Source organism: Vibrio sp. 10N.247.310.98 (assembly GCF_041467395.1).
Lineage (GTDB): Bacteria > Pseudomonadota > Gammaproteobacteria > Enterobacterales > Vibrionaceae > Vibrio > Vibrio crassostreae_C.
This window is the reverse complement of sequence record NZ_JBFSUL010000045.1, coordinates 7,698-32,038: the sequence shown is the minus strand read 5'-3', so window position 1 is coordinate 32,038 and position 24,341 is coordinate 7,698. Positions and strand designations below refer to the sequence as shown.

Genomic DNA, 24,341 nt, shown 5'->3' with positions numbered 1-24,341 from the left:
TTTTGTCTTACGTTGAAGCCGACGCACTCACCGCAGAAGTGGTCGCGGAATATTTACGTGATAACCCAGATTTTTTCCAAGACCGAAAAGATTTGGTTGATCGCCTTGCTATCAATAACGTTGAGCAGGGCGCTGTTTCTCTGGTTGAGGTTCAGCTTAAACGCCAACGTCATCGAATCGAAGAGCTTGAAGAAGAGATCACTGGCTTGATGTCGTTGGCAGCAAATAACGATAAAACCTTCTATGAGTTTATGGATCTGCAAGCGCAAGTGCTGAAATGCAGTGACTTCATGCAGGTGATAAAAGCCGTTGAACAAAAAGCGTTAGATCTTGGGCTTAAGGCTCATGTTCGTATTCTTTCGCAATCTGGCTTTTATCAGTTGAGTGCTGAGGGTTACTCTAAGTTTTCGCTTAACCATTTCAATGGCAAAGATGCTTATCTTGGACGCTTGAGAAAAGCCGACAGACACGATTTGTTTGGTGATTATCCAGTTCCAGAGCTAGGCTCTTATGTAGTACTACCGCTTGCTAAGCAGTCTCCATTGGGTTTGCTCGCCTTTTCTAGTGAAGATGGCGGACATTTCCAACCCCATATGGATACGCTCTTTTTACGCCATTTAGCACTTGTTGTCGCTCATTTGGCGGACACCTTACCTTGGCAGATAAATAATGAGCCTAGAGCCCAAAATACCTCTTCCTAACAGCCTTCAAAAGCCACTTTCTCGCTTCTATGAATATCTCCGAAGCGAGAAGGGACTCAGCCTACACACCCAACGTAATTACAAACAACAACTTGAAACCATGGCCGGTCATTTAGTCACTCTAGGGCTAAAGGATTGGGGGCAAGTCGATGCGGCGTGGGTCAGACAACTGGCCAGTAAAGGCATGCGTGAGGGAATGAAAGCGAGCAGCATTGCAACGCGCTTATCGTCACTGCGCAGCTTCTTTGATTTCCTTGTGTTGCGTGGCGAAATGACCGCCAATCCAGCCAAAGGTGTCTCTGCACCTCGCAAACAACGCCCTTTGCCTAAAAACCTCGATGTTGATGAAGTGGGTCAACTGCTTGATGTGAATGAGGACGATCCATTGTCGATTCGTGATCGAGCGATGATGGAGGTGATGTATGGTGCTGGATTACGACTGGCAGAACTGGTCGGCATCAATCTGAAAGATGTGTTGGGTCGACAAGGCGAAATCCGAGTGATTGGTAAAGGCGACAAAGAACGCAAAGCGCCTTTTTCTGGTTTAGCTAAAGAGTGGGTCGATAAATGGCTCAAAGTTCGTGGTGAATTGGCTTCACCGGGTGAAACCGCGCTGTTTGTCTCTAAGCTCGGGACTCGTATCTCTCACCGCAGCGTGCAAAAGCGCATGGAAGAGTGGGGCAAGAAGCAATCTGTCGCGAGCCACATCAGCCCGCATAAACTGCGTCACTCCTTTGCAACGCATGTGCTGGAATCGAGCCAAAATCTTCGTGCTGTGCAAGAGTTGCTTGGCCATGAAAACATCTCGACGACCCAAGTGTATACCCACTTAGATTTCCAACACTTAGCACAAGCTTATGATCAGGCTCACCCGAGAGCTCGTAAGAAGAATAAAGATTAGATTAAAGGGTTTACTATGCGAATTTATCGAGGGTTAAAGCCCATCAAAGCCATGACCTTTGACTTGGATGACACCCTGTATGACAACTGGCCTGTGATCATGAAGGTTGAGAAAGAGATGGCACAGTGGCTTTATCAAAAGCACCCAGTGTCGGCTTCTTTATCGCTTGAAGAGTGGCAGGGCATTAAGCAGCAAGTCGCATCTGAAAACCCAGCTTTGAAACATGATGTCACCGTGTGGCGTGAAACTCAGATTAAGAGTGGTTTGCTGCAATTGGGTTACTCTCTGCAGCAAGCAGAGCAAGCGGCTCGAGAGGGCATTGAGCATGCCTTGTGGTTGCGTAATCAAGTCGATGTCCCTCAAGAAACGCATCGAGTGATGACTGAACTTAGCCAACGTATTCCTCTGGTTGCGATTACCAATGGCAATGTCGATCCACACAAAATTGGCTTAGGGCTGTACTTTCAATTAATCCTTAAAGCCGGCCCTGATGGCAGAGCAAAACCCTATCCAGATATGTTTGAAAAAGCTCAGCAACACCTAGGTTGTGACGCTGATAATATTCTTCATGTTGGCGATCACCTCAAAACGGATGTCTATGGAGCCAAGCAAAATGGCTTCCAAGCGTGCTGGTTTAATGACACTGGTTCCAATTTATACCGCTCCCCGAAGGCGAGTGTGCTCCCTGATGTTGAAATAGACCAACTTAGCGATCTTATGCGACTAATTTAATGGCTCGGTAAGCTTATTGTGTCGCATTTATGCTATTGAATTGTTACATTAGTCGCCTATAAAAGCCTGATTAGGCTAGGATAATTGGCGACTACTTTTTATCGATTCATTTCAGTCATAGCAGTGGTTGCGGGTTGTTACTTCACTCGATTTTGAACAAGGGTTGGCATGCAAACATTTACATTTCTCGCAAATACTGAGGCGTTATTTAGAGCTCAATTTGATCAGCGAGAATGGTGTGACAGCAAACAGTACCTTATTCAAATTTTCTCAGCTCAATCTTCAGATCTAGCTCGTCAAATCGCGGGTGTTGCCCTCAATCGTTTAAATAATGCGACGCTAATTGGCCAGAGTGCTCGTCATGTTATCTGTGATAATTGCCTTGAAAGTGCATGCACCTTAGTCATCATCAGTGAGTTCAACGAAACCCATCTAACCTCTGCGGTCCAGCCTTTTTCCGGCAATCCAAATCAAGACAGCCAAGACTTAGCTTTTCAGCTGCGCCTTACAGAAGAAACCAAAACGGTCATCAGCTTGTGCGATCAGGTTGAAGGGCGTGATTATCCTATTTATAGCGCTTTTGAAAATTTGCCTTACGCCTTGCCGATAGCTGGTGGACTGTGCCATGAGAATGAATTTGGCCGTTGGGTTATGTATAACGAGCAAACCTACCAGCACGCCTGTGTTGCTGTGGCTCTGACTAACCCAAGATTGAAGGTTTGGTCGGACGCGTACTCTGAGTGGAACCCGATTGGGATGAAGCTACGAGTCACACACGCAATCGGAAATCGCTTATACGCATTGAACGACAAGCCGGCTATTGAAGTATTCAAACATTACCTTGCGGATGGCAAAGACCTTCCTTTTAGTCAACTGATGAGCTTTCCACTTTATCGAGAACTTGGCAGAAAGAAGGGTATCTCGACGCCGCTACGTATTAATGATGATGGCAGTATTGAGTTTGATAGCCCTTGGCATGTCGGTGAAGAGGCGCAGTTTTGTTATAACCACCCATCGCTCACTGCAGAAAAGGTGCACCACGGTGCCGAGATGCTAGCCATGCATCAGCCTGAATCGGTGATCATTTATAACTGCGTATCTCGACTTGAATTTATCGACAGTAAACTTGAGCTCAAGCCATTTGAAGGGATAGTGAATACATGTGGTGCCTACTGCATGGGGGAGCTATACCGTAATGAAGACCGCCAAGAGATACTGCACCACAGCTTGACTTATATCGCTATGCGCGAGTCTGACGAGATTAAAGAGTTTCATTGCGAAGACTTTCAGTGTGGCTCAACCGTGTCGCCATTGCTTAACCTAGTCAGAAATGCAGTCGCTGATCTCGACAGTATGAATACTCAGATGGAAAAGAAACTCCATCAACAAGCGCGTCGCTTAACCGAAAGCTATCGCATTGACTCGCGTACTGGTTTGCCGAACCGTATCGTACTGAAAGAGCGCCTCAATACGATTCTGTTCAGTGAACATCTGCTGACCTTAAAGCTAACCAACTTCCATCAGGTTAACGAGAAGTATGGTTATCAAGTGGGGGATCAGCTGCTACTCGATCTGTCTAATCACTTTATCGAGCGATTACAGCTTCGTGTGGTTAAAGAGCCTCGCGTGAAGGTAGAGCTATTCAGTATTGGTGTTGGAGAGTGGGCGATTATCTTCAATGCTAGTGTTGGTAGTACGAAAATAAAAGAAGGTTTCGTTGAGTTCGCCGATGACATCGAACACATAAATTTTGAGCCATATGGTTTGGCTGATATTGATTACCTGTCAGTTTCTCTGTGTGGCGGCTTTGCTAGTCGTTGTGACTTCTTAACCGACAGTGGTGACCAGATCTTATTGAAAGCGATCGAAGCTCGACGCTATGGAGTACGTAACAATACCCACATCACCAATGCTAAAGACATTCAGGTGAGTGAAGAAGATCGCAAAGAGCAACTAGGCTGGCTGAGCTGTGTAAGTCGTGCGATTTTAGATCAGAACATCATCACTTATTCCCAGCCAATTGTGGAGTCGGTTACGCACGAAATGATTGGCCAAGAGTGCTTGGTCAGAATCATGGAGTCAGACGGTACCATTGTGCCACCAGGTAAGTTCTTACCTATCATTGCCGACACGCACCTTTACACTCGCCTCAGCCGACACATGATTAAGAACACCATAGGTTATATGGCGGATAAGCAAAGCCCATTTTCTATCAACCTATCCCCGCAAGATTTGTTGAGCGACAAGACGCTTGAGGTGCTCGAGACCGCCATCAGTGCTATGAACGATCCCACTCGACTTGGCCTAGAGGTTCTCGAGTCTGAGCAGATTAAAGATTATGGTCGCATGATTGAGGTGTGTGATCACTTCCGTGCGCTCGGGGCGAGAATCATTGTTGATGACTTTGGCTCTGGTTACTCCAACATCGAGGAAATCATTAAGCTTGAGCCACAGATCATTAAGCTCGACGGTAGCTTGATTCGTAATATCGACAAAGATCAAAAACAAAGAAACATAGCCTCTCAGTTGATTCGTTTGTGCCAAGTGTTCAATGCCAAAACGGTCGCTGAATTTGTCCATAACCAACAGGTTTGTGAGATAGCAGAGCAAATGGGTGTCGATTATCTGCAGGGTTACTACTTCGGTGAGCCTAAGCGACTGTTTTAGCAGTTAAAGCTTCCCGCATTGTGTAACGACTGGCTATAAAAGTACTGCGCCGCCATTAATGACTGCTTTTTGGCGGAATGAATGATGTCTAACTAAGGTCACATTATTCATAACGCGATCGCAAGTATTCCGTGCAAGCCTTATCTATAATAAGCACAATAATAAATCATTAACGTAACGATTAATGTGAATATGCAGTCGACTTCTCTCCTGATACAAGACATTGAGCAAACCCAACGTGAATTGGAAAAGATAGATTTTCATCAACATGAAAGCCTACTGATTCAGGTGTTTTCGTCTTTCGAGAAAGGTTCTGTTTTGGCTGCCTGCCAAGTGATTCAATCGACTTTTCCCAATGCCAAATTGATTGGTTGCAGTGCTAACGACTACATTAGTCAAGGTGTCATCCTGCACCAAGGTCTTTATCTGATTGTTACCCGCTTTGACGCGACGTCTTACTCTTGTGGTATTGTCGAATATAGCGAACAACCATTGCTCGATAGCCACGCTATGTGGCAACAGCTTGAGTGCAATGATAATACTCAAAGCATCATCTGTTTCGCAGACCGCTTGCAGATAAATAACCGAGATCTATTTTCAGCGTTTGAGCAGTCGATGTATTCATTACCGATCTGTGGCGGTGCATCGACCATCACAGATAATGGGCGATGGGTGATGTTAGACGGCATTTGCTATGAAAATGCCTATGTGATGTTGGCGCTGCACAGTGTTGAGCTCTCCATCGCTAAGGGTTACTACACTGAATGGAATCCGATTGGTCGAACTTTTCGAGTGACAGGTGCTCAAGAGAACCGGTTGTTGGAACTGGATGGGATGCCTGTTCGCGAACTCTACAATCGTTACCTCGCTGATGGCCTCGAAGTGCCTTTTGAGCAACTGCATAACTTTCCCTTGATGGTCGGTGACCCGAAAGAGCAAAACATTCACTTACCGCTCAAGGTAACGGAAAGTGGAGAGATAGAATTCAGCGGCCTGTTCCAAGTGGGCGATGAGGTCCGGTTTTGTTATGACCATCCATCACTGACCTTAGAGCAGATACGACTGGGCGTGCAGCAGATCGCCTCTCATAGGCCAGAACAGTTCTTCATTTATAACTGTACATCTCGTATCGACTTTATTGATGGCAACCAAGAGGTTGAGGTTTTCCAAAAATTGGCCGACAGCTATGGCGTTTACTGCATGGGAGAACTTTATCAAGAGAATGGCCAACAGCGAATCTTGCACCATAGCCTCACTTATCTTGCGCTTAGAGAAGGCGAGGGTAAGGCGGTATTGCCATTAGAGACGCAACCCGCGACCAACATATCCCCTCTGTTTTCATTGATCCGAAATGCACTGCTTGATGTCGATGACATGAACAACAGCATGGCGAGTAAGATTCAGCAGCAAGCCACTGCATTGACGGCAAGCTATCGAATTGATCACCGTACAGGTTTACCCAATCGAAGTGTGCTGCGTGAGAAACTGTCGAAGATGAGCAGTGATAGCCACTTACTAGCTTTGAAGGTCACGACCTTTGGTCAGATCAATGAGAAGTATGGTTATCGAGTAGGTGACAAGCTTCTGCATGATTTGAGTGAGTACTTTCAAAAGGCGCTGTGGCAGTTCTTTGATGAGGGCTGTCAGCTCTACAGTATCGGTATTGGTGAGTGGGCGGTGGTGTTTGATAGTTGGGCGAGCCAAGAACATATTCATCAGCGATTCTCGGAATTTGCCGATCAAACCGAGCATGTGAATTTTGAGCCTACCGGTTTACCCGATATTGATTACTTGTCGGTGTCTATCTGTGCGGGTATCGCCAGCCGTCGAGATTTCCCGACTACCTCTATTGATGACTTATTGTTGAAGGCGATTGATGCGAGGCGCAGCGCTGTCAGCCAGAACAAGCACCTAGTGAGCGCCAAGGCACTCATTCAATTGGAGAAGCATCGCCAAGAGCAACTTGGTTGGCTGTCGTGCGTGAGTCGCGCGGTGCTTAATCAGAATATTGTGGCGTGCTCTCAGCCCATAGTTTCAGCACACAGTCATCAGGTAGAGAGCTACGAGTGTTTGGTTCGAATTGAAGAGGACGGTCAGTTAATTGCACCGGGTAAGTTCTTGCCAATCATTGAAGGAACCCATCTCTATACACGCCTCAGTCGTCAGATGATAACGCGCACCTTCGATTTTATGAGTCAGCGAACCGATTCGTTCTCAATTAATTTAGCGCCACAAGATTTCAGCAATGAGAAAACCATTCTTCACCTTGAACAAGCGATCAAGAAAATCAGTCACCCACAGCGTATTGGCTTGGAGGTGTTAGAAACGGAACAAATTCAGGATTACGGTCGCTTGATTGAGGTGTGTAATCACTTCCGCGATCTTGGTGTGAATATTATTGTTGATGACTTTGGTTCGGGCTATTCGAACATTGATGAGATATTGAAGCTAGAACCACAGGTGATCAAGCTTGATGGCAGTTTGATCCGCAATATTGATAAAGATAAAAAGCAGCGCAAGATCGCTCAGCAGTTGGTGAGCTTATGCCAGATTCTGAATGCTAAGACGGTGGCGGAGTTCGTTCATAATGAGCAGGTGTGCCGTATTGCTGAAGACATGGGGGTCGATTACTTGCAAGGGTATTACTTTGGTCAACCTCAGCGTTTGTTTTGATGGAGCGAGCGTTTCACGTGAAACACTGGTTGGCTCAATAACGAAAATACGATGTAAAAAGGGTGAGCTTATGGCTCACCCTTTTTGTTTTTAGTGTCTGTCTCGTCCCGAAATGTGTTTTTACCTTCCCGCGCGCCTGCTTGGTCTATTTGAGGGCGTGGCCACACTTGTCGGCGTGGAACACTTTTAGATAATGCTGGTAGTAATCATCAATGAGCTTGGCAGATTCACTTTCACCTAAAGATTTGAGTAACTCAATACCCACTTCACAAGTACACAAGTGGCCACTGTCTTGGTTGCGGCGCAAGGTGTATGAAGATTCGCTGGTAATATCGAGGTGAACTTGCGGAACGGCTTGTAACCACGAGCTCTTGTTAAGCATCTTCTTCGCTTCTTGCCATGTGCCATCCAAGATGATGAATAGCGGCTTACGGCTCTGGGCTTGGGTCATTACAGCTTGCTGGCACTCGACACTTTGATCACTTGGGAATAAAAGAAACGGTTGTCGTGTTTCATCGTCAAGCAGTGCGATGAGCTCCGCTGGTGGTGTTTTCCTTTGCCATACAATGGACTGACACTGATCAAGGGATTGCTGAAGCAGCTTCCCTGTATTGGTATCGCGTGACAGTTCATTCTCATGAGTGAGCAGTACAAGATCGATTTGGCTTGCGACACTAGGTATCAGGTGACAAATACATTGGTGAGTGAAGCTACAACCATGGCAAGCTTGTTGGTTACTCATGTTTACAACTTAACTCCACTTTGTGCGGGTGAGATACCATCAGCAAACAAAACCACGTCGCTGATATCAGCATCATCTGCAACTGGAGCGACACTTGGGTTTAGCGGGTAGCTGACACCAGAGTATGAAAGTGTGTGTTTCGCCGGTGTTGCACCGCCGCCACTGACATTGAAGATCAGATCCTGCCAGCCGTGGTTTTGCGATTTACCTAAGCGTATGTCGCCCTTAACCAGTGTCACTCGGCTATTGAAGCGCCAGTTATCTTGATGGTTTTCGAAAATTAGCAGTGTACAGCCACCAGAACCACACCAATCGAGTTGGGCGAACAGCTCTTCTTTACCGTCGCCGTTGAGGTCGTAGGTTAACCAGCGGTATTTAGTGTCGTCAGGTGAGCTGTTGTTGATCTTAAAGTATTCGCGGATCGCTTGGTCGACTTTTGGATCAAGTTGATCGCTGGAGTTCACCTGCTTTGCGGTTAGATCAACGTTAGTGGTGGTGTTTACTTGTGCTTGCGCACTCTTAGCTTCGAATAGCACCAGACCGCCATTGGCAATCGGATACACCACGTTGCCCACTTTCTCTTTTTCAGCGATTAGCTTGCCATTATCGAGTGTGAAGATGCGCTCGGAGATCAAATATTGTTGCTGGTGGCGAGTCATAACCACTTGTACCTGATTTTGGTTCAGTTGCTGCCAGAAGCCTTGTTCAACAATAGAAGGGTCTCCATTGCTGTATGAATAATTCGTGATAGCACTGTGGTCATTGTTGAGTTCAAGGTTGATAGAGAACCCTGAGTTTTGCGTTGAGCTAGCGAAGTAGAGTCCGCTCCAGTCCAGCGTTGGATCTTGGTTAGAGACCGTCGCACAGCCATTGTAGTTACTGTCATTGAGGTTAAGCTTGGCATGCCATCCATAGATAGAATCGCTCATGCCGTCGCTACAGCTCTCTTTCGTAAGGTTGAGTTTGCCTTGTGCAGCTTTACCTTCTAATTGGTAGTCACGGCTGCTCGATGTGGTGCGGCTTGATTCAATATCGAGGGTCTGTGGCTGTTCGCCCATCTTGGTGTATTTCAGCTGGTCTTTATCGAAGGTTGCTGACCAGAAGGGTTCATTACCAAATACTCGTGTTGAGCGCAGCGGTTGGACGCAGCGATCTGGGTTCTCTGCGGTTAGGATGTTCACTTGGTCAACCACGAAACGCGCTGTGAAATCTGCGTTATAACCCGTTTGGCTCGGCACGGTTAGGTGACCAATCAGCTCGCCATATAAGGCTTGGTAAGGTCTCGTTGAGAGCCCTTGTGCTTCTAACGCTAACTCTGGAGATAAGTCTAACCAGTATTGTTGTTGGCTACCGCAAGGAGTGAAGGTTCGGCTTTCATGGCCAACCACCACCTGACCACGCATGATGAAGGTTTGCGGTTGAATGCTCAGTGGCTCATCCAAGTTTGCTGGGGGCTGTTCAGGTTGTTGCGGCGTATCAGGTGCCGTAACACAGCCTTGTAGAGCGAACGCGACTAGCCATGTCACTGGGTTTTTCATTACCTTCATGTTATATCTTCCTCGGAGCAACCGTTAATTGGATTTATTATGGCATATTGGTTATTTAAAACAGAACCCGACACCTTCTCTATTCAAACTCTTAGAGTACAAAAAACCTCTTGTTGGGAGGGTGTACGCAACTATCAGGCTCGAAACATGATGCGTGATGACGTCAAGCTTGGCGATCTGGTGATGATATACCACTCATCATGTAAAAAAGTTGGCGTAGCGGGGATCGCTAAAGTAACCAGAGAAGCCTACCCAGACCACTTTCAGTTCGACCCTGAGAGTGATTACTACGATCCTAAGTCTTCACCCGATAACCCACGCTGGATCATGGTGGATGTCGAGTTTGTGCGATTGACTGAGCGCTTGATTCCTTTGGTTACGCTTAAAGCCATGCCTGAACTCTCCGAAATGCCCTTGGTGAAACGCGGTAATCGCTTATCGATCATGCCGGTTACCGAACAAGAGTGGCAGGCAATCTTAAGCAAAGAAGTGTTAGGTTCTCGATAGCGTTAGAGAGAGCTTTTTACCTAAGGTTCAAAAAAGGCAGCCAGTTGGCTGCCTTTTTATTTATTCAGATCTGTTCAACGAGCGAGATTAGAGCAGATGCTTTTCTAGGTAGTGAGCAACGGCATCGTCTGCGTTACTGCCAATCACTTCATTGTCAGGTAGTGCTTTCATCACTTTCTCATGTGATGTACCCATGATTAGACCTTTACCCGCCATAGCCAGCATTTCAGCGTCGTTCATGCCATCACCAAAGGCAACACAGTTATCCAGAGTCAGGTTTAGTGATTTTGCAACAGCGTCTAGAGCGTGGCCTTTAGAGACTTCAGCGGCCATCACTTCCAGACACCAAGGTGTAGAGAAGGCGATGTTCAGTTTGTCGCCAAAAGCATCTCTTAGCTTTTGTTCAAACGTGACGAGATATTCGTGGTCTTGTTCTGGATGTGTGAAGAAGACTTTCGCGATGCCTTCGCTTGGTGCGTTTTCAGCTTCAAAGCGCTTGTAGCTAAAGCCAGACTCACTGTGGAATTTAGCCAACATTTCATCTTCACGGTCTAGTAACCAATCTTCATTCTGGTACATGTGAATAAAGAGGTTTGGATCTTGGCGCACAATATCAATAACTGGCTGAACGAGTTCCTGAGGTACGTTCTGGCTATACATCAGTTGATCGTTTTGGTCATGCACGCGTGCACCGTTTGAAGTGATCATGTACGCCGGAATACCTGCTATCTGACGAATACCCGCCACATCGACGTGGTGACGACCCGTAGCGAAGATGAAGGTATAACCTTGGTCGTGTAATTTCTTAAGCGTTAGCTTGGTAAAGTCGCTTAGCTGATGGTTGGGAGCCAAAAGCGTACCATCTAAATCAGAAGCAACAATTTTCACGGAATCTTTTAGTGCAGGAATACTCATTTAACCCTCATTGCAAAATGCTTAACCAATATTGACGCTAGCCAGCGCTAGAATCGTTTTAACTACAATATCTCTAGGTAGAAATTGTATGCCAAATTCATGCAAGAAAAGAGGGCAAAGCTCACTTACTTCTCTTCCTCTTTAGCGCTTATTTTCTTGGTAGGTTGCTTAGCCTATTAGCTCTAGGCGAAAAACTGATTGATCGCATCCAGTGTTTGATTGCGATATTCATCCTGCTCAAACAACACCTCATGCCTAGAACCCTCAATCAACTTAAACTGACAATCAGAGTTGGTTTTCTTCAGCTTAGAGATGAACTTTACTTGAGCACTGTTACTGACAATCTTTTCATCCCCAGCTTGAATCAATAGCAGAGGGATCTTGATTTGACGAGTTTGTTGAATTGCTTGCTTGGCGGCCATTAACCCTTGCCACACCCAACGCGTGCTTGGTCCACCCACCTGCAAAGATGGAGACTCGTCATATAAGCGACGGAACCACTGATAGCGAACCTTACTGTGGCTCAGTAAGTTGTTTTCAAAAGGCTTCGAATAATATGCTTGCTGGCCCGGCGCGTAAGTTGGCTTGGCATAAAAAGCGGTAAGCACTTGCCCAACAATCATCGCGATAGGCTTTAAGTACCACTCGGTGTTGATACCAAACATTGGGGCGCACAAGGTGACCTTATCAAATGGGTGGTCTGGATGGGTTTGTAGATAGCGTGTTGCGATAGTGCTACCCATTGAGTGGGCTAACAGGTATCGCTTGGCATACTTGCTGAGGTCAAAACTGGCAATCATGTCAGACATATCAGATGCATAATCATCAAAATCATGAATGTGACCAATGTCAGAGTCTGCTACCATACGTTCCGACTGGCCTTGACCTTGATGGTCAAATGAATAAACGTCATAGCCTTGTTGATAAAAATCATAAAAGATTTCTTGGTATTTTTGGCAGCATTCAATACGGCCATTTGAAATCACAATGGCTTTGCTGTGCTTCTCTGAGGTGAGGCTGCACCAGTACAGTTTCTTTTTACCAGACGATGTTAAATACCCCTCTTTTCTTTGTTGCCAAAGAGCGTTGATCGGGTGTTTAATCGCATGATCGAACTGAGGTTCTTGAGTGTAAGGGAAGGTGGCTTCGCTGTGGTTTTCCATGGGAAATTACCTGAACTGATGCGTGTGAGAGCTTTATTGCTACTAATGTTGTTAGATTAAAGAACTAGTAAGGAAATGCAAATGGATACTCATGTTTGGCTTGCTTATGTTGTCACAGCGATTTTGTTTAGCTTGGCTCCGGGCTCGGGTACCGTTAACTCAATCAGTAATGGGCTTAGCTATGGCACTAAAAAGTCACTCGCATCAATTGTTGGCTTACAGCTTGGTCTTGCGTTTCACATTATGCTAGTGGGCGCGGGTATCGGTGCACTCGTTGCTAAGTCTGCGTTGGCGTTCACCATTATTAAGTGGGTCGGCGTGGTGTACTTACTTTGGTTAGGTATTCAAAAGTGGCGTGATAGCTCGAGCCTAGTAGCATCTGAAGAAAGCTCTACTCTGTCGAGTGGCAAACTGCTGAGAAACGCTGTGCTTATCAACCTAACTAACCCGAAATCAATCGTGTTTTTGGTGGCTTTGTTTCCTCAGTTTATTGACCCTACACAACCTCAAACACCTCAGTTATTAGTGCTAGGTGTGACGACAGTATTCATTGATAGCGTTGTTATGTTGGGTTACACCTCATTAGCGTCACAAATGGGACGTTTTATTCGCTCTGATCGCATAATGGGTAAGATAAATAAAATATTTGGTGGTATGTTCATGGGCTGCGGTGCTTTGCTAGCTGCCGCGAAAGCTTAGATTAAGCGACTGAGTTATAGTTAAACCAATCAGAGTTATCAAGAAATGACCGCTACATACGTTGCTCGACAACCTATCTTAAATCGCAAGAGGAATACACTCGGCTATGAGTTGTTATTTCGCGATGGAGAAAAGAATGCGTACCCAGCGCATATTGAGTCTAATCGAGCAACGTATCGTCTGATTGTTGAGAACTTCTTGTCTGTTGGTCTTAACCCTTCTATTCCATCTTCACGCTGCTTTATCAACTTCCCTTATCAAAGTTTGATTCGTCGACTGCCCTTAAGTTTGCCGAAAGATAAGGTGGTGGTAGAGATTCTGGAAACCTGTAAACCAACAGATGAATTGTTGGAAGCGGTTAAAGACCTTTACCAAGCGGGTTACATGATTGCCCTAGATGATTTTACTTCGACCCCAGAATGGGAACGTTTCCTTAAATACACGCATATCGTAAAGCTCGATATTATGCAGATGGGTTTGGATGAAGCGTGTGATTTGGTTAGGGCGCATCAAGGGAAGAAGTTTAGCTTTCTGGCTGAAAGAGTCGAAACTGAGCAAGAGTTTAAGCAAGCGAAAGAGGCGGGTTTTAAGTTCTTCCAAGGGTACTTCTTCAGCAAACCTGAAATCATCAAGACCAAGTACATTAGCCCTGAGCAAGTAATTGCTATGGAGCTGTTCCAAGAAGTGTGTAAGCCGGAAGTCAACTTCCAACGTGTCGAAAGCATCGTCGCGAAAGATGTCGCCTTGTCGTATAAGTTACTGCGTTTTGTGAATACCATGTCACCTCGCCTTGAGGTTACCATCTCTTCATTCCGCCAGGCTTTGGTTTATCTGGGGCAAGAGAAGCTGAAAATGTTTGTCTCGTTGGCGGTGGCGTCTTATGTCTCTGATAAGAAGCCAAAAGAGCTATATGGCTTATCGCTTCAGCGAGCTCAGTTCTGCCAACGTATGTCTCGTTATCAGGCATTTGAAGGGTACAGAGAACAGGCCTTTATGATTGGCTTATTCTCCTTGTTGGATGCTCTGTTGGACTTGTCGTTAGATAACTTAGTCGAGCAGTTGCCGCTGTGTAAAAGCATCAAGGTTGCTCTATTACGTAGAGAAGGGCCATATGGTACCTTGCTCGCACTTGAAGAGAGCTTTGAGCATGCCGATTGGCAACAGATTGATGAGCACTGCGCCGATTTAGGATTAAGCGTGGATCAGGTTAAAACGGAGCTTACTGAAGCGCGCCGTTGGAGCCATACCGTGACCAACAAGCTCTGATATTTCTTCGTTAAACTTTTATGACAATTGAAACGCACGCCTTGACGTGCGTTTTTTTACAACTAATATATGCGCATATCCATATATGAGTATGTAGTTATGCTTCCTCACCAATTTTTTAAATTACTGTCCGATGAAACGCGAGTGCGTTGCTTAATGTTGATAGTTCGCAATGAGTGCTTATCGGTTGGTGAGTTGACTCAGGCATTGCAAGAAAGTCAGCCAAAGGTTTCACGCCATCTTGCGCAGCTGCGTTCAAACGGTGTTTTGATTGATGTTCGCCAGGGGCAGTGGGTGTTTTACCGCCTGTCACAAGATTTACCAGGTTGGATGCTAAAGTTAATTGACGACCTTATTGCATCGAACTGTTTGAAAACTGAATACCAGCAAGATATTGAGCGCTTAGAGTCGATGAACTCACGCCCAGTATGTTGCGTTTAAATACATTAAAACTTAATGCCGAAATAGTTGTAGTTGCAGCTAGGCGACAAGTGAACTTATCCCTATGAGCATAGTGGCTCTATGTAATTAGGGCGGCCGGCGCTCCGGTAAGTGAACGTAGTCAACAACGCTGCGGCTTCAAATATGAAGGCAATTAACTGAGAGAACAGAAAATGACAGTCAAAGTAGGTATTAATGGTTTTGGTCGTATCGGCCGTCTAGCACTTCGCGCAGCATTCGATTGGGATGAGCTAGAATTTGTTCAAATTAACGATGTTGCTGGCGACACAACAACACTGGCCCACCTTCTAGAATTTGATTCAGTTCAAGGTCGCTTTCACCACGAAGTAACTGCAGAAGGCGATGAGATGATCATTAATGGCCAGCGCATCAAGACCACACAAGAGCGCGACATCGATGCGATCGATTGGTCTGGCTGCGATGTGGTTATCGAAGCGACCGGCGTTCACCGTAAGACTTCTTTCCTAAACAAATACCTAGAGCAAGGCGTGAAGCGCGTTGTGGTATCGGCGCCAGTGAAAGAAGAAGGCATTGCAAACATCGTGGTTGGTGTGAACGACAATATCTTCGACCCTGCGGTACACAAAATCGTAACGGCAGCGTCTTGTACAACGAACTGTATCGCTCCTGTGGTTAAGGTAATCAACGAGAAGCTTGGTATCGAGAACGCAGCGTTCACCACTATTCACGATCTAACTAACACGCAAACTATTCTTGATGCGCCCCATAAAGACTTACGCCGTGCACGTGCATGTGGCATGAGCCTTATCCCAACAACAACGGGTAGCGCTAAGGCGATTGTTGAGATCTTCCCAGAGCTTGAAAACCGCATCAACGGCCACGCAGTTCGCGTACCTCTAGCGAATGCTTCTCTGACTGACATCATCTTCGAAGTGAAGCAAGACACCACGGTAGAAGAAGTTAACGCGATGCTGAAAGAAGCGTCTCAGAATGAACTAAAAGGCATTCTTGGCTTTGAAGAGCGTCCACTGGTTTCTATCGATTACAAAGGCGACCAACGCTCAACAATCGTGGATGCACTATCAACGATGTTGGTCGGTAAGCGCATGGTTAAGATTTACGCTTGGTACGACAACGAGATGGGTTACGCGACACGTACCGCTGAGCTAGTTCGTACCGTTGGCCTTGCTTAATTAAGAATCTGGAGAAGATATAATGACACATCCAACATGGCAACTAGACCTAGAGCAAGGTGCGCTAATCCTGACTCCATGCCCAGGTACAAAAGAAGCAACGCTTGATGCATCACTGGCTCAGCTAAAAGAGCAAGGCGTTGAAGCTATCGTGACAGCACTTGATGACCATGAGCTTGCAAGCAAAGACGTGGCGGCACTTGGTGAAAAAACACGTGCGTTAGGTATGCAATGGTTCCAGATCGAAATTGAAGACGACTGTGCACCGGGTGCTGGTTTTGCTGCGAAGTGGCAAGCAGCTAGCCCTGAGCTACATAACATCGTCGATAACGGCGGCAAGGTTGCAATGCATTGTATGGGCGGCTCTGGTCGCACTGGTTTGTTCGCAGCTCACCTACTGTTAGAAAAAGGCTGGGATTTGAGCAAGGTAGTTCAAGAGGTGCAGGCACTGCGTCCAGGTGCCTTCACTAAACCTATCCAGGTTGAATACATTAATGGCGTAGCGAATAGCTAATAGTCATCAGTGTTAGACAGGGAGCTTTTGGTATCTGGAGTGTTGAACTTATCATGATCCAAAAGCTCTTTTTGTTTAGATTGCAGAGATAGCGTTATGTTTTCAAATCTAAGTAAGAGCGTTCGCCAATACATGTTGGTGACTTTTAACTACTGGAACTTCACTATTACTGATGGTGCACTTCGCATGTTGGTGGTTCTGTATTTTTACGACCTTGGCTACAGTTCGTTAGAAATCGCCTCACTGTTCCTTTTCTATGAATTCTTTGGTGTGGTGACTAACCTAATCGGTGGCTGGTTAGGGGCGCGTCTTGGCCTCAATAAGACCATGAACATTGGGTTAGGCATGCAAGTCGTCGCCTTGGGTATGCTCGCGGTGCCAACGGCAATGCTGACCATTCCTTGGGTCATGGCGGCGCAAGCCTTGTCTGGTATCGCTAAAGACCTCAATAAGATGAGTGCCAAGAGCTCAATTAAGACTCTGGTTCCTGATGAACAACAAGGCGCGCTTTATAAGTGGATTGCGATTCTGACCGGATCTAAGAATGCGCTTAAAGGGGCAGGCTTCTTTATTGGTGGTTTACTGCTTTCAACGATTGGCTTCCAATACGCCGTGCTCGCGATGGCAGCCGTGTTGGCATTGGTCTTCGTTGGCAGTGTGTTGAGCTTAGAAGCGGACATGGGCAAAGCGAAAATCAAGCCTAAGTTCAAACAGATCTTCTCTAAGTCTGAATCCATCAACATCCTATCCGCAGCACGTATGTTCCTGTTTGGCGCTCGTGATGTGTGGTTTGTGATTGCTTTGCCGATTTACCTAGGCAGTGTGTTTGGTTGGGATCACTCATGGGTTGGCGGTTTCTTAGCTGCTTGGACTATCGCTTATGGCTTTGTACAGGGCATAGCGCCGAAGATTACTGGTAAAGCTCAAGGTAAGGTGCCAGATGGCCATGCCGCGCTGTTATGGGCTGGTGCGCTGGCTATAGTGACCGCTGCTATCGCTTATGCGGTACAGATTGGCTGGCAACCCGAGTTAGTTATTATCGGTGGCTTGATGGTTTTTGGTGTCATCTTTGCGGTGAACTCATCACTTCACTCATATTTGATTGTGAGTTATGCGAAAGGCGATGGCGTTTCTCTTGATGTCGGTTTCTACTACATGGCAAACGCGATGGGCCGTTTGATTGGCACGATATTGTCGGGCTTGGTATTCCAAATGGCAGGTTTGTCTGCGTGTCTGTGGGTTTCCTTCGCATTCTTGGCGATAACGACGGTGATCTCTCTGCGTTTACCGAAAGTGCCGCAAATTTCAGCGGCATAAGCTTCAGCCACATGAGCCTCATTTGTGAGAGCTCAAGTCGCAGAAGCTAGAGTCGTATGAGCTAAATTCGCGATAAGTATCTCCTTTAACACTAAGCTGACTTGGTATTTATTCCGGTCAGCTTTTTTATTGCTATAGTAGAATGATTGAATATTAATCAGGCATTTACATGAAGCAGCGAATTCTCTTTTTTGATTTAGCACGATGTGTCGCGGCCGTAGCGGTTATCGCGATTCATGTTTTGGCGCCTTATCGCAATGAGTTGGGCACTATTCCTTTCGGTGAATGGCTTACTGCCATTACGGTAAACGGTTTCAGCCGCTGGGCAGTACCTGTGTTCATTTTGATTACTGGCGCACTGATGCTCAGTGATCAGCGCCCGTTTGACGCCAAATACTACCTCAAGCGTCGTTTGGGCAAGGTACTGATACCTTTCATTGTCTGGTCGCTTTTCTATACCTATCTGTCGGGCTGGTCGGCAATGGGCTTTGATGCCGACGTCAGTTGGGACGTGTTGCTTAATAGCTACCATCATTACACCTATTACCACCTTGGTTTCTTCTATTACTTCATCCCACTCTATTTTGTGATTCCGTTCTTGCAGATCATGGTTAGAAAGTACGGTGATAGATCGGTCTATGCCTTTACGGCGGTATGGTTGTTCACAACATTGCTGTTCTTACTGAAAATCGATGGCCCTTGGAGTCACGAATTGTGGTTGTACACCGGTTACTTACCATTGGGTTACTTGCTGTATAAGATTGTGCCACTTAACAAGATGACCGTTGGCGTGAGTGTGTTACTGGGTGGGCTAGCGTTACTAACCACGGTTTACATGGTGGTTGATGCAAGCTTGGTAGCAGAAGAGTACACGGTAGGGCGCTGGCTATCTTACAAAACGTTGAATACCGTATTAGCCGCGAGCATGGTGTTCATGGTATGCCGTTACTATGGTGAAGGCCTGTCTGAGAAGAGTAACCAAGTGGTTGGCTTTATCAGTAAGCACAGCTTAGGTATTTACCTGCTGCACCCGATTTTCTTGTGGCCGATGAAAGAGTTTGGTTGGTACCAAGGACATCCGGCATGGGTTATTCCATTATGGATTGTGATCAGCGGAGCTGGCGCATTATGGATGAGCTGGTTGGTGTCTAAGTCAGAGAAAACGCGTTGGTTATTGCCTTAGCGGTGATTGCTAAGGCTTTCTGATGGATTGCTTAGGGACGACAGTTGAAGCGGCTGACGTTTAGCGCTTCAACGCAAAGTGTAAGAACTTATCGCCTTGGTAGGTTAAGGTTCCTTTGTCGCCAGGGTTAAGGGCGTGGAAATAGTGGATGCCGACTTGGAATTCTCGCTTCGGACCAACCACACCACGTTGAACGTAAATCCAGTACTCTTGATCTTCTTGGCCCGGTTCTGCGTCAGGAAGGTCGATCGATTGTTTGTCTAACACCGTGACATTCACTTTCTTCTCTGGCGCATTTTCACCTTGCGAGTGTTTTCGATAGAAACCAATAAATACCCAAGCCGCTAGAGCAGCGAGAGCAAAGATGGCAAAAAAGAGTGAATTAGGCATATAACCTCCATGTAGTCGTGATGGTTATTCTAGTCTTTCAGGCAATAGGGATATGTGTTTAAAGCCGTTATTCGTGAACTGTTGTAAGCCAAGCTGATTATTTTTCGGCAGACATCACATTTAATGGTCAGTTTGGGATAAAGCATTGTTATTTATTGTCTCTTTCTCTCGTAAATAACAGTGATTTTGTATAAGAATAGGGAAATGCTCGACTAGAATTATAGTGTGGAGTGGGAGGGCTAAGATGACCGATATTGAAAAAGTGGTGACAAGAACTCGCAATATAGAGAAATTATTGAGGCTTCAATATCATGCCGAAGGCGAAGGATTGCATGAGCTTGTAACAAGCTGTGAAGAAAGGCTACCGCACGATATGGTGAGCAAGCTGCGCTATATCGCAACGTGTCGTAATAAGGTAGTCAATGAACATGAGGCTAAGTTGGAAGACCAACATAAGTTCATCATGATGTGTAACGACTGTGAGAAGGAGCTGACTCCACGTAGTGGTCGTTTTATCTGGCGAGTTGCGATCTTACTGATGATGGCAATGACTTTAGCTGCCGCAGGTTTCTATTATGCGAACTGGGATGTGCTAACACTGCATCTGTTTTCGAAGTGAAAAAATTGAACAAAAAAAGGGACGCTCATGGCGTCCCTTTTTTTATCTGTAACTTGCTTAGTACATCATCGGTAGTGTCATTAGACCTACAACTACCGCGATCATTACAAGTCCTTGTCTTTGCGAAGATGAAATCATAACACTACTCCTAAATTTGGTTGTCTCTCGCTATGTTTTAAAGAATAGCACTACTTATGGCCTTAGATCAAGAATTACTTTCGAAAGCTTTAAAAGTAGTAGAAAACTATGAGTTTTTGGCTTGTTTGGCAGTGTTTAACTGTGTTTTATGGTGTGTTCTTAATTTGTTCGTTGTGATTTATGTTTGTTCTAATTTGATTTAACTTGTTGTTTTGTAATGGTTGTTTTGTGTAATTTATATTGTTAAAGGTTGTTAAACTGTATTAATAGAGGTTGGTGGTGGCTAGGTTGGTTTTGGTTGGTTTTTTAAGTTTTCGGCTTGGTTTTTGTGGCGATTTTTACCGGAGGCTTGAAATAACCTGACAAAACTGGGCGTTAAAAAAGAAAACTGGCTACTTTACAAGTCTAGGCTTGGTTGGCGTTTTTATTTTCCTATTAATCTTGAGTTTTTTTACTTAAGTTATTGTTATTATTTACTTTAAATGTGGTTATTTTAATTTTTTAAGTGTGGTATTTTACGGAATTAGGCCGGTTTTGGTGGGGTCGATAGGTTAGAATTGGCCAAAATTCAAGTATGGCGACTCTAATGCCAGTTTGAATGGGTTTTATGATGATTCGTTCTAGTTTTAAACGAATGGCCATTGTCATGGTGGTAATTGTTACGACTTCAATCTAAAGAGACTCTTTTTAGTGGAAGCGTAATCAAGATCCAATTTTGAGGGGCTGAGGCTTTACATCAACACTCGTGTGCCTAGACTGGCGACGATTTAAAGCAATAGGGCAAGTGGTATGTGGAGTTGGTTAGCGGTTTCCTTATCTGGTATCGGAGCAATAGCAGGAACGAAACATGGACATATCGGTCAGGCCTTATCGTATAAGGTATTTACCTTTGTATTATTAGCGACAATTGCTTTAACTCAGTCGGTTGTGGCTGACTTTACCTATTGGATAGTTGCGGGGTTGGCTATCTCTGCGATCGCAGATGTGCTTCATACTCTCACTCAAAAACGCCCTCTGCATTTTGTCTGCTTCTTATTGGCTCAACTCTGTTACAGCAAAGCTTTTTGGTTACAGCTATCAGGTGAAATGGTTTGGTGGTTGTTCGCGCTGTTATTGGCAGCTTGCGTTGTTGCTTTCTTTTTACTGCTGCCACGCTTAGACAAACTCGTTTTTCCCGTGGTCATCATGGGCATTGTGCTTATTCAGTTAGCATGGGCTTCTGGTGAGGTTTGGCTGCTGGATCCTCAGTTATCACACGCGGTCGGTTTTGCTGGCTGTAGCGTGCTGCTCCTTTCGGCCTTAGCTTATGCGCTAAACAGTTACCGCAGCCCAATCAAGGGCGCTTACTTTTGGGTAACGGGCAGTTACTTTCTCGCACACGCATTCATCGTCGCATCGATTACTATTTAGGGTAGAGCTCTCTCAAGCCTGAGCTACATCAAAACGGCGTTGCTAAAACTCGGTACTCTACGTGTAATTCATTAAACATGAGATAGAGTTATGACTACCGAAATTCATGCACACAACGTTTTAAACCTACTGAGTGAAAAGCCACTGACTCGTGAAGAGTTGACGCAAGAACTCGCTCAAACTTATGGCGCAGAAGCGCGTTTTCATACGTGTAAGCTGAACGGTCTGGATTTAGATGGATTGCTGAAGTTTTTCCTGAAGATGGAAAAGGTCGTGGTTATTGATGACAAGCTTTGCACTAATCGCGAACGTGTGTGTAACCACTAATTCCCAGAGATTTGGTTTTTAGAGCCTTTTGGCTTTTATCGATAAGAAGAGTGGATGCGACGTTTCGGCTTCACTCTTTAAATTCTCTTTTTCCTTTTTCCTTTCTATTTGCTCTCGCAAAATTCCCTTCTAATTACATAAGTTAATCCTTTTATTACTGCGTTCGAAAATCAATGTTGAGGCTGCTATACTCCGCGCACTTACGCTTTTCGAGACAAACTTATGGAAATTTTATCTGCAGCAACCATGCTGTTTCTTATTATGGACCCGCTTGGCAATCTACCAATCGTGCTCTCTATCCTTAAGCATATTGATCCGAAGCGTCGCCGTATTGTTCTTGTTCGTGAACTGATGTTTGCGCTGGTTATCCTGCTGTTGTTCTTGTTTGCTGGTCAAAGCATCATGAACTTCCTGCACGTGCAGCCTGAAACCTTGAGTATCTCTGGCGGTATTATTCTATTCATCATTGCGATTAAGATGATTTTCCCAAGTGCGGGTAGTATTACTGGCCTCGCGGCGGGTGAAGAACCGTTTATTGTGCCGATGGCGATCCCAATGATTGCTGGCCCTTCAGTGATTGCGGCATTGATTCTGTTGTCGACACAGCACCCTGACAATATGTTAGAGCTTTCAGGCGCAGTGATGCTGGCTTGGGGTGCTACCTTCTTTATTCTGATGTTTAATGGCTTCTTCCTGCGAGTGCTGGGAGAGAGAGGTCTTAAAGCCATCGAACGCTTGATGGGCTTGTTGTTGGTTATGCTGTCGACGCAAATGTTCCTCGATGGTGTGAAAGGCTACATGGGCTAACATCAATATCATTGCTGAATAAAAAAACGCCGCTCAAATGAGCGGCGTTTTTGTCTCTACTGTTTCTGTCATGATGTTTTCTGTAGCTAAGCGTTTTATATCTGGGCTTAAGCTCGATTACATCATGTGTTTGCGTCGGATATCGAGTAAGGCGAAGACACCGAAAATCAATATTGACCACTTCTCCCAACGTGACATCTCGATCTTGTCGCCGAAAGCACCGATGAAAATCAGCATCTGCAGGCCGTGCATGAAGAACAAGAATGCTGTCATGATATAAAGCGCAATCGCAGCATTACCCGGGAACGGGTAGAAAATATTTACGATCAAGATAAACCAAACAAAGGCGATGGCTGCTTTTGCTAGTGGAAGCAAGAACTTCATTCAATAACTCCTATTCTTCAGTAATTCGATTGAACAGTCGGTAGCTTGACTGTCCGGTGGTCTTATCGCGATGCAATTCCCAGTTCTCTGGCATAGCTTCGAGTTTCAGTTCTTTCTCTGTCTCGACGTAAATGATGGCTTTGTCTGCAAGCCAACCGTTACTCTCAAGCAGTTGTACTGTTTCTGCCAGTAAGCCTTTGCGAAATGGTGGATCAAGGAAAACCATATCGTAAGGAGTGCCTGGTTTCTTAAGGAAAGAGATAGCATCAGTATTCACGACATTAATGTTGTCTGCCTTGAGCTCTTTCGCGTTATCAGAAAGCTGTTTAGCCGCCTTTTGATTCATTTCGAGCAGTGTCACCATTTTGGCTTGGCGAGAAGCTGCTTCAAAACCTAGACCGCCAGAACCGGCAAATACATCCAAGCAAGTTGAATGTGGGATATCTTGAGCCACCCAGTTAAAGAGTGTTTCTTTTACTCGGTCAATGGTTGGGCGTAATCCTTCTAAATCATGAACAGGCAGCTTTCTACCTCTCCATGAGCCACTAATAATTCGAACAAAGCCTCCGGATGGCTTTTTTTGTGATGTGTTTTGCTGGCGACGTCTTACCATAGATTTTTTGACCGCTAATAAAGTGATACTATACCGAGCCCAATTTAAGTGGGTTCGTGTATTAAATAAATTTGCAATGACAAAGTGTATCAAGCTAAAAGCAAACTTATCACTGCTTTGTCATTTTTCTTTACTATTCGTTTGTACAAGCTTGTATTGTATAACAATAGCAAAGAGTCGACGTGTATTAAGTCAATACAGCTAATTAGTAGATCTAGGAAACTCCTCTGATGACGGAAAAAAAGAAGCGCGGATTATTATCGTGGCTTGGTTTTGGTGAAGAAGAACAAAGCCCAAAAACTCAGAATGAAGCGAACGTAGAAAGCGTTGAAGATCAAACTGAAGTTGAATCACAAGTTGAGGCTGAACAGGTCGCGCCTGAAGCTGAACAAGTTAAGCCAACTGAATCTGAGCAAGCGCTTGAAGAAGCTCAACAAGAGCAGCAACCTGTCGCAGCAGAAGCAGAAGCAGAAGCAGAAGCAGAAGCAGAAGCAGAAGCAGAAGCAGAAG

Annotated in this window: 24 protein-coding genes and 1 pseudogene; 18 read left to right on the top strand and 7 right to left on the bottom strand. The window is 45.4% G+C overall.

Features of this window, described 5'->3' with window-relative positions; all coding sequences use genetic code 11:
• Positions 1-2 precede the first annotated feature (2 nt).
• The 5 genes from AB6E78_RS16525 (at position 3) to AB6E78_RS16505 (ending at position 7,674) form a co-directional block, all read left to right on the top strand.
• On the top strand, positions 3-701 hold the full coding sequence (locus tag AB6E78_RS16525; protein ID WP_017061014.1) for a DUF484 family protein: 699 nt from the start codon (positions 3-5) through the stop codon (positions 699-701).
• Positions 670-1,602: a tyrosine recombinase XerC gene (xerC, locus tag AB6E78_RS16520; RefSeq protein WP_017061015.1), complete on the top strand. Its 933-nt coding sequence runs from the start codon at positions 670-672 to the stop codon at positions 1,600-1,602. The genes AB6E78_RS16525 and xerC overlap by 32 nt, the downstream gene beginning before the upstream one ends.
• Before the next feature lie 15 nt (positions 1,603-1,617).
• A complete protein-coding gene (yigB, locus tag AB6E78_RS16515) occupies positions 1,618-2,334 on the top strand; it encodes a 5-amino-6-(5-phospho-D-ribitylamino)uracil phosphatase YigB (protein WP_372133962.1) in 717 nt (238 codons plus the stop codon).
• Positions 2,335-2,502: 168 nt separating this feature from the next.
• Positions 2,503-5,001: an EAL domain-containing protein gene (locus tag AB6E78_RS16510; RefSeq protein WP_017061017.1), complete on the top strand. Its 2,499-nt coding sequence runs from the start codon at positions 2,503-2,505 to the stop codon at positions 4,999-5,001.
• A gap of 192 nt (positions 5,002-5,193) precedes the next feature.
• Positions 5,194-7,674: an EAL domain-containing protein gene (locus AB6E78_RS16505; protein WP_372133961.1), complete on the top strand. Its 2,481-nt coding sequence runs from the start codon at positions 5,194-5,196 to the stop codon at positions 7,672-7,674.
• A gap of 145 nt (positions 7,675-7,819) precedes the next feature.
• On the opposite strand, the gene AB6E78_RS16500 is transcribed toward AB6E78_RS16505, so the two are convergent.
• Positions 7,820-8,416, bottom strand: coding sequence for a tRNA-uridine aminocarboxypropyltransferase (locus tag AB6E78_RS16500; protein WP_017061019.1), 597 nt, complete (start codon positions 8,414-8,416; stop codon positions 7,820-7,822).
• A 2-nt stretch (positions 8,417-8,418) separates the two neighbouring features.
• Positions 8,419-9,963 carry a COG3650 family protein gene (locus AB6E78_RS16495; protein WP_372133960.1) on the bottom strand — a complete coding sequence of 515 codons (1,545 nt, stop codon included), beginning with the start codon at positions 9,961-9,963 and terminating at the stop codon, positions 8,419-8,421.
• Between the two features lie 39 nt (positions 9,964-10,002).
• Here AB6E78_RS16495 and AB6E78_RS16490 point away from each other — a divergent pair, with 39 nt between their 5' ends.
• On the top strand, positions 10,003-10,470 hold the full coding sequence (locus AB6E78_RS16490) for an EVE domain-containing protein (protein ID WP_372051979.1): 468 nt from the start codon (positions 10,003-10,005) through the stop codon (positions 10,468-10,470).
• An 87-nt stretch (positions 10,471-10,557) separates the two neighbouring features.
• Here AB6E78_RS16490 and AB6E78_RS16485 read toward each other — a convergent pair whose 3' ends face one another.
• Together AB6E78_RS16485 and AB6E78_RS16480 are read right to left on the bottom strand one after the other, a co-directional pair.
• Positions 10,558-11,385, bottom strand: a complete 828-nt coding sequence (locus AB6E78_RS16485; RefSeq protein ID WP_017061022.1) for a Cof-type HAD-IIB family hydrolase — start codon at positions 11,383-11,385, stop codon at positions 10,558-10,560.
• Positions 11,386-11,567: 182 nt separating this feature from the next.
• Positions 11,568-12,548 carry an alpha/beta fold hydrolase gene (locus AB6E78_RS16480; protein ID WP_372133959.1) on the bottom strand — a complete coding sequence of 327 codons (981 nt, stop codon included), beginning with the start codon at positions 12,546-12,548 and terminating at the stop codon, positions 11,568-11,570.
• Positions 12,549-12,629: 81 nt separating this feature from the next.
• Between AB6E78_RS16480 and rhtB the strand changes: the two genes are divergently transcribed.
• From rhtB to AB6E78_RS16445, 7 genes are all read left to right on the top strand, one after another.
• The gene (gene rhtB, locus AB6E78_RS16475; RefSeq protein WP_372133958.1) at positions 12,630-13,247 is read left to right on the top strand and encodes a homoserine/homoserine lactone efflux protein; all 618 of its coding nucleotides are present in this window, start codon (positions 12,630-12,632) and stop codon (positions 13,245-13,247) included.
• A gap of 45 nt (positions 13,248-13,292) precedes the next feature.
• Complete coding sequence (locus tag AB6E78_RS16470) at positions 13,293-14,513, top strand: EAL and HDOD domain-containing protein (protein WP_372104435.1); 1,221 nt, start codon at positions 13,293-13,295, stop codon at positions 14,511-14,513.
• Between the two features lie 99 nt (positions 14,514-14,612).
• Positions 14,613-14,954 (top strand): metalloregulator ArsR/SmtB family transcription factor, encoded by a 342-nt coding sequence (locus AB6E78_RS16465; RefSeq protein ID WP_017063763.1) that lies wholly within the window; start codon positions 14,613-14,615, stop codon positions 14,952-14,954.
• A gap of 173 nt (positions 14,955-15,127) precedes the next feature.
• The gene (locus AB6E78_RS16460) at positions 15,128-16,129 is read left to right on the top strand and encodes an ArsJ-associated glyceraldehyde-3-phosphate dehydrogenase (RefSeq protein ID WP_372098457.1); all 1,002 of its coding nucleotides are present in this window, start codon (positions 15,128-15,130) and stop codon (positions 16,127-16,129) included.
• Positions 16,130-16,151: 22 nt separating this feature from the next.
• Complete coding sequence (locus AB6E78_RS16455; protein WP_372051976.1) at positions 16,152-16,643, top strand: cyclin-dependent kinase inhibitor 3 family protein; 492 nt, start codon at positions 16,152-16,154, stop codon at positions 16,641-16,643.
• Positions 16,644-16,739: 96 nt separating this feature from the next.
• Positions 16,740-17,960, top strand: coding sequence for an organoarsenical effux MFS transporter ArsJ (gene arsJ / locus AB6E78_RS16450; RefSeq protein ID WP_372133957.1), 1,221 nt, complete (start codon positions 16,740-16,742; stop codon positions 17,958-17,960).
• Between the two features lie 169 nt (positions 17,961-18,129).
• Entirely contained in the window at positions 18,130-19,143 is a 1,014-nt protein-coding gene (locus AB6E78_RS16445; RefSeq protein ID WP_017061031.1) for an acyltransferase, read from the top strand.
• Positions 19,144-19,203: 60 nt separating this feature from the next.
• On the opposite strand, the gene AB6E78_RS16440 is transcribed toward AB6E78_RS16445, so the two are convergent.
• Complete coding sequence (locus AB6E78_RS16440; RefSeq protein WP_017061032.1) at positions 19,204-19,533, bottom strand: DUF2500 domain-containing protein; 330 nt, start codon at positions 19,531-19,533, stop codon at positions 19,204-19,206.
• 244 nt (positions 19,534-19,777) lie between these two features.
• Here AB6E78_RS16440 and AB6E78_RS16435 point away from each other — a divergent pair, with 244 nt between their 5' ends.
• From AB6E78_RS16435 to AB6E78_RS16420, 4 genes are all read left to right on the top strand, one after another.
• Positions 19,778-20,152, top strand: a complete 375-nt coding sequence (locus AB6E78_RS16435; RefSeq protein WP_004736595.1) for a hypothetical protein — start codon at positions 19,778-19,780, stop codon at positions 20,150-20,152.
• Positions 20,153-21,079: 927 nt separating this feature from the next.
• Complete coding sequence (locus tag AB6E78_RS16430; protein ID WP_017061033.1) at positions 21,080-21,700, top strand: lysoplasmalogenase; 621 nt, start codon at positions 21,080-21,082, stop codon at positions 21,698-21,700.
• 90 nt (positions 21,701-21,790) lie between these two features.
• Complete coding sequence (locus tag AB6E78_RS16425; RefSeq protein WP_017061034.1) at positions 21,791-22,027, top strand: YecH family metal-binding protein; 237 nt, start codon at positions 21,791-21,793, stop codon at positions 22,025-22,027.
• Between the two features lie 222 nt (positions 22,028-22,249).
• Positions 22,250-22,834, top strand: a complete 585-nt coding sequence (locus tag AB6E78_RS16420) for a YhgN family NAAT transporter (protein ID WP_017063768.1) — start codon at positions 22,250-22,252, stop codon at positions 22,832-22,834.
• A gap of 117 nt (positions 22,835-22,951) precedes the next feature.
• Here AB6E78_RS16420 and AB6E78_RS16415 read toward each other — a convergent pair whose 3' ends face one another.
• Together AB6E78_RS16415 and rsmD are read right to left on the bottom strand one after the other, a co-directional pair.
• The gene (locus AB6E78_RS16415) at positions 22,952-23,218 is read right to left on the bottom strand and encodes a DUF1145 domain-containing protein (protein WP_016784000.1); all 267 of its coding nucleotides are present in this window, start codon (positions 23,216-23,218) and stop codon (positions 22,952-22,954) included.
• A gap of 10 nt (positions 23,219-23,228) precedes the next feature.
• Entirely contained in the window at positions 23,229-23,831 is a 603-nt protein-coding gene (rsmD, locus tag AB6E78_RS16410) for a 16S rRNA (guanine(966)-N(2))-methyltransferase RsmD (RefSeq protein WP_372133956.1), read from the bottom strand.
• 230 nt (positions 23,832-24,061) lie between these two features.
• On the opposite strand from rsmD, the pseudogene AB6E78_RS16405 reads away from it, so the two are divergent.
• A pseudogene (locus AB6E78_RS16405) lies at positions 24,062-24,341 on the top strand (signal recognition particle-docking protein FtsY); the annotation flags it as partial.

Excerpts from the sequence above, each read along its gene's own strand:
- xerC (WP_017061015.1), top strand. The coding sequence starts at position 670 with ATGAGCCTAGAGCCCAAAATACCTCTTCCTAACAGCCTTCAAAAGCCA.
- yigB (WP_372133962.1), top strand. The coding sequence starts at position 1,618 with ATGCGAATTTATCGAGGGTTAAAGCCCATCAAAGCCATGACCTTTGAC.
- AB6E78_RS16510 (WP_017061017.1), top strand. The coding sequence starts at position 2,503 with ATGCAAACATTTACATTTCTCGCAAATACTGAGGCGTTATTTAGAGCT.
- AB6E78_RS16505 (WP_372133961.1), top strand. The coding sequence starts at position 5,194 with ATGCAGTCGACTTCTCTCCTGATACAAGACATTGAGCAAACCCAACGT.
- AB6E78_RS16500 (WP_017061019.1), bottom strand. The coding sequence starts at position 8,416 with ATGAGTAACCAACAAGCTTGCCATGGTTGTAGCTTCACTCACCAATGT.
- AB6E78_RS16495 (WP_372133960.1), bottom strand. The coding sequence starts at position 9,963 with ATGAAGGTAATGAAAAACCCAGTGACATGGCTAGTCGCGTTCGCTCTA.
- AB6E78_RS16490 (WP_372051979.1), top strand. The coding sequence starts at position 10,003 with ATGGCATATTGGTTATTTAAAACAGAACCCGACACCTTCTCTATTCAA.
- AB6E78_RS16485 (WP_017061022.1), bottom strand. The coding sequence starts at position 11,385 with ATGAGTATTCCTGCACTAAAAGATTCCGTGAAAATTGTTGCTTCTGAT.
- AB6E78_RS16480 (WP_372133959.1), bottom strand. The coding sequence starts at position 12,548 with ATGGAAAACCACAGCGAAGCCACCTTCCCTTACACTCAAGAACCTCAG.
- rhtB (WP_372133958.1), top strand. The coding sequence starts at position 12,630 with ATGGATACTCATGTTTGGCTTGCTTATGTTGTCACAGCGATTTTGTTT.
- AB6E78_RS16470 (WP_372104435.1), top strand. The coding sequence starts at position 13,293 with ATGACCGCTACATACGTTGCTCGACAACCTATCTTAAATCGCAAGAGG.
- AB6E78_RS16465 (WP_017063763.1), top strand. The coding sequence starts at position 14,613 with ATGCTTCCTCACCAATTTTTTAAATTACTGTCCGATGAAACGCGAGTG.
- AB6E78_RS16460 (WP_372098457.1), top strand. The coding sequence starts at position 15,128 with ATGACAGTCAAAGTAGGTATTAATGGTTTTGGTCGTATCGGCCGTCTA.
- AB6E78_RS16455 (WP_372051976.1), top strand. The coding sequence starts at position 16,152 with ATGACACATCCAACATGGCAACTAGACCTAGAGCAAGGTGCGCTAATC.
- arsJ (WP_372133957.1), top strand. The coding sequence starts at position 16,740 with ATGTTTTCAAATCTAAGTAAGAGCGTTCGCCAATACATGTTGGTGACT.
- AB6E78_RS16445 (WP_017061031.1), top strand. The coding sequence starts at position 18,130 with ATGAAGCAGCGAATTCTCTTTTTTGATTTAGCACGATGTGTCGCGGCC.
- AB6E78_RS16440 (WP_017061032.1), bottom strand. The coding sequence starts at position 19,533 with ATGCCTAATTCACTCTTTTTTGCCATCTTTGCTCTCGCTGCTCTAGCG.
- AB6E78_RS16435 (WP_004736595.1), top strand. The coding sequence starts at position 19,778 with ATGACCGATATTGAAAAAGTGGTGACAAGAACTCGCAATATAGAGAAA.
- AB6E78_RS16430 (WP_017061033.1), top strand. The coding sequence starts at position 21,080 with ATGTGGAGTTGGTTAGCGGTTTCCTTATCTGGTATCGGAGCAATAGCA.
- AB6E78_RS16425 (WP_017061034.1), top strand. The coding sequence starts at position 21,791 with ATGACTACCGAAATTCATGCACACAACGTTTTAAACCTACTGAGTGAA.
- AB6E78_RS16420 (WP_017063768.1), top strand. The coding sequence starts at position 22,250 with ATGGAAATTTTATCTGCAGCAACCATGCTGTTTCTTATTATGGACCCG.
- AB6E78_RS16415 (WP_016784000.1), bottom strand. The coding sequence starts at position 23,218 with ATGAAGTTCTTGCTTCCACTAGCAAAAGCAGCCATCGCCTTTGTTTGG.
- rsmD (WP_372133956.1), bottom strand. The coding sequence starts at position 23,831 with ATGGTAAGACGTCGCCAGCAAAACACATCACAAAAAAAGCCATCCGGA.